At 45.4% G+C, this 7,740-nt stretch carries 6 protein-coding genes and 1 pseudogene; 4 read left to right on the top strand and 3 right to left on the bottom strand.

Going from position 1 to position 7,740, the window contains the following annotated elements:
* The 3 genes and pseudogenes from AY607_RS14770 to rimI form a co-directional block, all read left to right on the top strand.
* Positions 1-98 (top strand): annotated as a pseudogene (locus tag AY607_RS14770) (elongation factor Tu); the annotation flags it as partial.
* A gap of 221 nt (positions 99-319) precedes the next feature.
* Complete coding sequence (locus tag AY607_RS02325) at positions 320-1,201, top strand: metal-dependent hydrolase (protein ID WP_064095804.1); 882 nt, start codon at positions 320-322, stop codon at positions 1,199-1,201.
* 106 nt (positions 1,202-1,307) lie between these two features.
* Positions 1,308-1,766: a ribosomal protein S18-alanine N-acetyltransferase gene (gene rimI, locus AY607_RS02320; protein ID WP_064101642.1), complete on the top strand. Its 459-nt coding sequence runs from the start codon at positions 1,308-1,310 to the stop codon at positions 1,764-1,766.
* A gap of 15 nt (positions 1,767-1,781) precedes the next feature.
* Here rimI and AY607_RS02315 read toward each other — a convergent pair whose 3' ends face one another.
* The 3 genes from AY607_RS02315 to trxB all read right to left on the bottom strand — a co-directional run bounded on the left by AY607_RS02315 (position 1,782) and on the right by trxB (position 4,395).
* On the bottom strand, positions 1,782-2,597 hold the full coding sequence (locus tag AY607_RS02315) for an arginyltransferase (protein WP_064101641.1): 816 nt from the start codon (positions 2,595-2,597) through the stop codon (positions 1,782-1,784).
* Between the two features lie 21 nt (positions 2,598-2,618).
* Positions 2,619-3,350, bottom strand: a complete 732-nt coding sequence (gene aat / locus AY607_RS02310) for a leucyl/phenylalanyl-tRNA--protein transferase (RefSeq protein WP_064101640.1) — start codon at positions 3,348-3,350, stop codon at positions 2,619-2,621.
* A gap of 82 nt (positions 3,351-3,432) precedes the next feature.
* Complete coding sequence (trxB, locus tag AY607_RS02305; RefSeq protein WP_064101639.1) at positions 3,433-4,395, bottom strand: thioredoxin-disulfide reductase; 963 nt, start codon at positions 4,393-4,395, stop codon at positions 3,433-3,435.
* A 249-nt stretch (positions 4,396-4,644) separates the two neighbouring features.
* Between trxB and AY607_RS02300 the strand changes: the two genes are divergently transcribed.
* Positions 4,645-7,707 carry a DNA translocase FtsK gene (locus AY607_RS02300; RefSeq protein ID WP_064101638.1) on the top strand — a complete coding sequence of 1,021 codons (3,063 nt, stop codon included), beginning with the start codon at positions 4,645-4,647 and terminating at the stop codon, positions 7,705-7,707.
* The last annotated feature ends 33 nt before the right edge of the window (positions 7,708-7,740 follow it).

The raw sequence follows: 7,740 nt of genomic DNA, 5'->3' as shown, positions 1-7,740 counted from the left end.
TAATCCACCCGATCGCAATGGACCCAGGTCTACGTTTTGCGATCCGTGAAGGCGGTCGTACAGTTGGTGCTGGTGTAGTTTCTAAAGTAACTGCATAATCACTTGATTGTAAAAAAAGCGCTCCTTTGGGGCGCTTTTTTTAATTCTTATTTTTATGAAACCAAAAATAAATTGTCTGACAATTTTATCTAAAGCTGTCCTTAACTGATATTGGCTTGACCTAAACAGCGCTTATGTAAAAAAAAATCCCACGTAATATACAGATAAGAATATGAATATTACATTTTCAGGCCTGGACGGGCTTGATGGGAGTAGTCACATGAACGCTAAAGTAAATATTACCAATCGTGCGGGTGCAAGTTTTCCAGTTCGTCGCATGAACTTCGATTTTGATGCTGTACCAGAATACTGGATGAATGGTTCAGCTGGTCTTACTCATTTTATGACCGCATTATCTGCACTGTTTCCAGCAGGTGAAAAGTTTTTTATAGATTCAGTCCGCGCGGTGCGTAAACATCCTGCGATTTCTCACAATGAAGCCTTACAAAAAGAAATTTCCGCCTTTATTGGTCAGGAAGCGATGCATACTCACGAGCATATCGGCTTTAATGCTTCTGCGCAAAAGTATGGTCATGATGTCGATACGCTTGATCATTACACCGATAAAGTCATTCAAACAACGCGAAAGTTCATGGCAAAGTTGGCTAAACCTGTGGGTATTAGCCAGGAAATGATAGATTTAACCGCGACAACAGCACTTGAACACTTTACCGCAACCATCGCCTCACAGCTGTTAACCAATAGCCATATTCAGGAACTGATGACAGATGAGACCATGAAAACCATGTGGTTATGGCATGCAGTCGAAGAAAATGAACATAAGGCAGTCGCTTATGATGTCTTTGAGGGGGTTTTTGGCAAAGGCTTAAAAGCATATGCACTGCGTACGTCTTCCTTGGTCATCGCAATGGCCACCTTATTTGTGGTGCAAAGCTATTTCCTTGCACGATTACTCAAACAGGATCAGCAGCTCAATCTTGAATCCTTGAAGGCCATTTATAGCTATGCCTATAGTCCTTCCAAAGGCATCATTACCGGCATGGCTAAGGAAATGCTGATGTATTTTAAACCGGGATTCCATCCGAATGATCATTATACAGATCAACTGCTGGCGGGCTGGAAAGCAAAATTGGGTATTTAATAAAGATGAAGAGTGAAGAGCGACAGGAATCGCTCTTTTTTTTTGCTCGATTTTTTTTATGAAGTTTCTATAATGCGGAGGTTGAATCTATATAAGATGAACGAAGATGATTCGTTTGATGCAAGCAGCGGATGTAGAGGCCGTTGTAAAAATTGAAAGATTGGTCCAATCACATCCTTGGACCTTAAAGCAGTTTCAGGATGCAGTGACTGCTTATCAAAGTACCGTGATTGAAGTGCAAGGGCAGGTAGCCGGATTTTGTATTTTACAACCGGTGCTGGATGAAGCCAATTTATTGCTGATGGCGATTGATCCGGCACAACAGGGCCAGGGCCTGGGCTATCAGTTGCTGGAGGCGTCAGTGGCGATGCTGAAAAATAATCCGGTGCAGATTTTCCTGGAAGTACGCGAGAGTAATCAGGCTGCGATCAAGCTATATGAAAAATCAGGCTTTCATCAGATTGATCTGCGCAAGAACTATTATCCAAATGCCAATGGCAGTCGTGAACATGCCATCATTATGGTCAAGGCATGTACGGATGATTTTGCCAGCCTGTTTAAATAAGAGAGACGGGCCATCTTATTTAATAATCTGATGATTCCATCCGCTAGGTAAGGTCGTCATTAATGAGTTTCCCAAATGCTGAATCTCTGCGGCACTCAAGGCATGATTTAAGCGTCGCCATTGTCCATCGATCAGTAATTCAAGCGGCAGGTATTGGGATTTGTAGTTCATCTTGGCTGAATGGGGAACCCAGTAGCCCAGATAAACAAATTTCAAACCAAGCTTTTGTGCGTGTTCAATCTGTTTCAAGATTGCAAATGCGCCCAGCGAACGGCGATTTTCATTTGGGTCAAAGAAGGTATAGACGGCCGAAATGCCATCATCCAGCAGGTCGCAGGTGGAAACGCTGATTAAACGCTGATCCTGCCATAATTCCAGAAAGAAGCTGTCAGTACAGCTTTGCAATAAAAATTTTTCAAACTGATCGCGAGTCGGAGGGAACATGTCGCCATCTGCGTGACGTTCGTTTATGTAGCGTTCATACAATGCATAATGTAAATCACCCGCCTGCTCTGGAGTGGTAATTTTCATCACCAGATCCTGATTACGTTTCCAGGCTTTTTTTTGTGAACTGTTCATGCGAAATTCAGTAACAGGTACGCGCGAAGACAGGCATTGACGGCAAAGATGGCATTCAGGGCGATAGACGAAATCACCACTGCGGCGGAAACCGGTACGCGACAGCTCGGATAAAGTTACCACATCAATACGATGTGCAGGATCCAGAAAAACCATGCGCGCCGACTTATTGGGCAGATAGCTGCAATCATGCGGCGGCGTAATATAATACTGTAAATCGTTCAGTAGGGCCTTGGGCTGATAAGAGTTCATAACAACTACCCTCTGTTATTTTCATTCACTTAATCGCGCGTTTTGCGCTATTGTTTTACTTGAAAATACACCTTCCTGATACTTTTTCCAATCAATCGCCGGCTTTTTTACGATATCTTGTAACGAATTAAGATAGGCTTGGCGAGAAAGTGTACAGGCACCCAGACTTAACAGATGATCATTAACCAGTTGGCAGTCAATCCAGGGCAGTTTATTTTCTTGCCCAATCAACATTAAAGTGTAGAAAGCCATTTTAGAAACATCAGTTTGTGTACTAAACATGGACTCACCAAAACAGCCCTGACCGATGGTCACACCATAAAGTCCACCGACGATGCGATTTTCATCCCAGACCTCAATGCTATAGCCGTATCCGGCTTCAAACATGTCGCAATAGCCTGCGATAATATCTTCACTGATCCAGGTATCTTCAGCATAAGCACGCGGCAGGGAGCAGCAACGGATTACCCTTTCAAAAGCATGGTTGACTGTAATTTTATAATCCTGCTTTTTCATATTGCGTAGCAGGGATTTGCTTGGATGATAATCTTCGGGGCGAATAATGCAACGCGGTTCCGGACTCCACCAGCAAATCGGATCACCTTCTGAAAACCATGGAAATAAACCATGCGTATAGGCTTCAAAAAGTGTGGAAGGGGAGAGGTCTGCACCAATACAAATCAGGCCTTCACCTTCAGGATTAACCTCGAGCGGATTGGGAAATATATACTGTGAAGGAGGAAGGAGATGCATGCAAAAATCCGATCTTTAAATAGGCTATTTTTATCATACATAAAAAAACCGCCCAAGATGGACGGCTTTTTATAGTTGCTGCTTAGTCCAGTTTGCCCATTGCATCAAGATATTTATCTGCGTCCAGCGCAGCCATACAGCCTGAACCTGCAGAAGTAATGGCCTGACGGTAAATACTGTCAGCAATGTCACCAGCTGCAAATACACCCGGTACAGAAGTTTGTGTTGCATTACCTGTAGTACCGCTTTGCACCTGGATATAACCATCACGAAGCTCTAACTGGCCTTCAAACATGCTGCTATTTGGCTTGTGACCAATTGCGACAAACATGCCGGTCACGTCGACATTTTGAGTCGAGCCATCCAGGGTTGATTTAATACGTACTGAGGTTACGCCGGATTGTGCATCGCCCAGGACTTCATCGACCTGATGATTCCAGATAATACTGATCTTGCCTTCTTTTTCTTTAGCAAATAAATGCTCTTGCAAGATTTTTTCAGAACGTAATGAGTCGCGGCGGTGAACCAGGGTTACGTGAGAAGCAATATTAGATAAATACAACGCTTCCTCTACAGCAGTATTACCACCACCTACGACCATCACTTTCTGATTTTTATAGAAGAAACCATCACAGGTCGCGCAAGCGCTGACACCTTGACCCATAAAGGCAGCTTCAGATTCCAGGCCAAGGTATTGTGCAGTGGCACCGGTACAGATGATCAGGGCATCACAAGTAAACTCTTCCATATCACCTTTTAATACGAACGGGCGCTGGTTAAGATCCACTTCATTGATATGGTCATATACGATTTTGGTGCCAAAGCGCTCTGCATGGGCCTGCATACGTTCCATCAAGGCTGGACCGGTTAGGCCTTCAGGATCACCCGGCCAGTTATCTACTTCTGTTGTCGTGGTAAGCTGACCGCCCAGTTGCAAACCTGCAATCAGGGTAGGTTTCAAGTTTGCCCGCGCTGCATAGACTGCTGCACTATAGCCTGCAGGACCAGAACCTAAAATAATCAGTCGTGAGTGACGTGCGCTCATCAGCTGTATCCTTTTTTATTTAGAAATTTATTGAATTATACGTGAAACTGTATAACAGTGGTGTGAGATTAAAGTCGATATTATTGATCATTGAAATCGATTTGGGCTATATAGCATAAGTAACATTGTGCTTGCACAATAGTGCATCTTTTTTTATAGAACAGGTGCATAATATATAGATTATTGCGTCGCTTTTTTTAAGTATTAAAGCAAAAGAATATTCATGAAGAATTGGTTACAGGACAGTATATGACAGCGGTGTCGAGTGCCTATGCACAGCGCTTAATAATGACATTATTTTTAGTCTCATTTGGGATTTATCTGTTTCTTGCAACAGTGACCTATACGCCATTTGATCCGGGATGGATGCACATTTCCAGTGATACACAAACCGTTTCGAATGCGAGTGGGGTTGCGGGTGCCTGGATTGCAGACCTTTTGTTTGGCTTTCTCGGTTGGGCAAGTCTGCTGATTCCTGTCTATCTGTTTATGGAAGCAATTCAGGTCTGGTGGCCGCGCAGCTTCCTGAACCGGCCATTTCGCTATGCTGCCCAATTCTTCCTGTTACTGACCACCTCAGCATTGCTGTTTTTATTTTGGCAAGTGCCTGCAGATACGCTGGATAATTCTTCCGGCGGTATTATTGGCTATGAATTAGGTCAGAGTCTGGAACAACTGCTGACTGTATATGGTGCAGCATTCTTCCTACTGGTGCTTTGGGTGGTATTATTTACCTTGGCGTTTGGGGTGAAGTGGAACAAGACCTGGAGCAGCCTCAAAGCAACGCCTGCTTATTTACAAGACCTGTTCTACCGTAATGTGCCTGAAGGCATGTCTGATTTTGACCGTACTGCACCTGTTGCGAAAAAAGAGCCAGTCAATACTACGAAAAAAGTAGCGGTTGCAGTCACGCCTGCGCCTGAGCATCAACTGGTAGAAATAGATCCGGTAGTGCGTGATCAGGTGGCTGAACGTCTATTTGATGATTTTGCCGATAAAGAATCCCAGCAACCCCGATTCGATGACGATATTCCTGAAAATGTGCAGCAGGTTGCTGAGGAGCCAGTCGAAACATTTAAAAAAGCACAGCAAGAGCCACCACAGTCTGATCGTGTGGTAGCAACAGGGCAGATATGGCGTGCCTTACATTCTACTGAGGATCAGCGCCATAAACAGGATATTGATGCCTTACTCAAAGCAGCCGAAGAGGAACAGCTTAACTCTTCTGTATCGCCTTTAGCTGCAGAACAAGCTGTTTCAGCGCAGGCTCCTTCTCAAACCAGAACCACATCTGCGCCACATACAGGCCTGGACTGGGATGATGATGAAATCTTTGACGAGCTTCTGGCTGCGGTTCCACAGGGCAAGACAGCGACGGATGTGCATAGCCCATTCAATCCGGTAACGGCTGAAAAGACCTCAAGAATTGTAGAGGATATGGTAAATGTTGCTCCGGCTATGGCTGCTATGGCAACGGCACATGGGGTGAAAAATAGCGCATTACAGGCCGATCTGGATGACCTGGGTGATTTGCTGATTGAGGAAGATGAACCAAGGCAACCGGTACGTGCATCGAGTTATGCGCAATCTTCTGCTTTTGTACAGGCCCCGATTCAGCATCAGGGTATAGAGCAGGCTACATCTGCCACTTCGGCCAGCAATGCTGCAGTCCGGGAAGCATTATCCAAAGAAGATTTTATTGAAGCCTGGCATGAAACTGCTGGCAAGCCACAGGATGAAGACGAGTTTGATTTTGATGCGCCTTTAACTGATGCATCAGGACGTCCGATGTCACGTGCCATGCAGGTGGCAGAGCGCCGTAAAGATTTATCACCGCTTCCAGGTCTGGATTTACTGGATGAAGTCGATCCCAATAAAAAAGTGAATTTTACCGAAGAGCAGCTGGCACGTTTATCTGAGCTGCTTGAAATCAAGTTGCAAGAATTCAACGTCAAAGCCAAGGTGGTAGAAGCACAGCCAGGCCCAGTCGTGACACGTTTTGAACTGGATCTGGCGCCAGGGGTAAAAGCTTCTAAAGTGACGAATATTTCGCGTGATCTGGCACGTTCGATGTCGATGGCATCGGTGCGTGTGGTTGAAGTCATTCCAGGCAAGCCGTATATCGGAATTGAAGTACCAAACAGCACCCGTGAAATGGTCCGTTTAATCGAACTTTTGACCATCCCCGCCTTTACTGATCCGAATAGTATTCTCTCTATGGCAATGGGTAAGGATATTTCCGGTAATCCGGTAATTGCTGATCTAGGTAAAGCGCCGCATATGCTGGTGGCAGGGACCACAGGTTCCGGTAAATCGGTGGCGGTCAACTCGATGATTCTATCGATGTTGCTGAAATATACCCCAGATGAATTGCGTCTCATTCTGATCGATCCGAAGCAGCTGGAACTGGCAAACTATAATGATATTCCACATTTGTTGACGCCTGTAGTCACTGATATGAAAGATGCAGTCAGCGCATTGAACTGGTGTGTCAATGAGATGGAACGTCGTTATAAACTGATGTCTTTCCTGAAAATCCGTAAACTGAGCGACTATAACCGCAAGGTGGAAGAGGCGATTGCCAATGGTGAAGACCTGATCGATCCAACCTGGAAAGCCAGCGATTCTGTTGTGGGTGAGCGTGCGCCGCGTTTGACGCCGTTGCCTTCCATTGTGATTGTCGCGGATGAGTTCGCGGATATGATCATGCAGGTGGGTAAAAAAGCCGAAGAAATGATTACCCGTCTGGCACAAAAATCACGTGCGGCCGGTATTCATTTGCTGCTTGCGACCCAGCGTCCCTCAGTAGATGTAATCACCGGTTTGATCAAAGCCAATATTCCAACACGTGTCGCATTGCGGGTTAACTCCAAGATCGACTCGCGTACTATTCTGGATGCGGGTGGTGCAGAAGACTTGCTCGGTCACGGTGACATGCTGTTCTTGGGTCCGGGTAAAATCGAACCTGAGCGTGTGCATGGCGCTTTTATTGCCGATGACGAAGTCAACCGGATCTGTGATGCATGGCGTGAACGTGGTTCACCAAATTATGTCGACGAGATCCTGACGCCATTTGATGAAGAGCCATCGAGCCGTGGTTTTGAAGACGGTGGCGACGGTGGATCAGACCGCGATGCGCTGTATGACCAGTGTGTTGCTTTTGTTTTGGAAACCCGTAAGGCTTCTACTTCATCCTTGCAACGTAAATTCAGTCTGGGCTATAACCGTGCTGCACGGATCATCGACCAGATGGAAGAAAACGGCATTGTCAGTGGTATGGGTGCTAATGGCAAACGCGAGATTCTGGTTTAGTAGTCTAGCTTCAATAAAAAAGCCTGCTTTGAA

The organism is Acinetobacter sp. SFA (genome assembly GCF_001647535.1).
Classification (GTDB): Bacteria; Pseudomonadota; Gammaproteobacteria; order Pseudomonadales; family Moraxellaceae; genus Acinetobacter; species Acinetobacter pecorum.
Note: the sequence above shows the minus strand (reverse complement) of the source record. Positions and strands in the feature narration are given on the sequence as shown.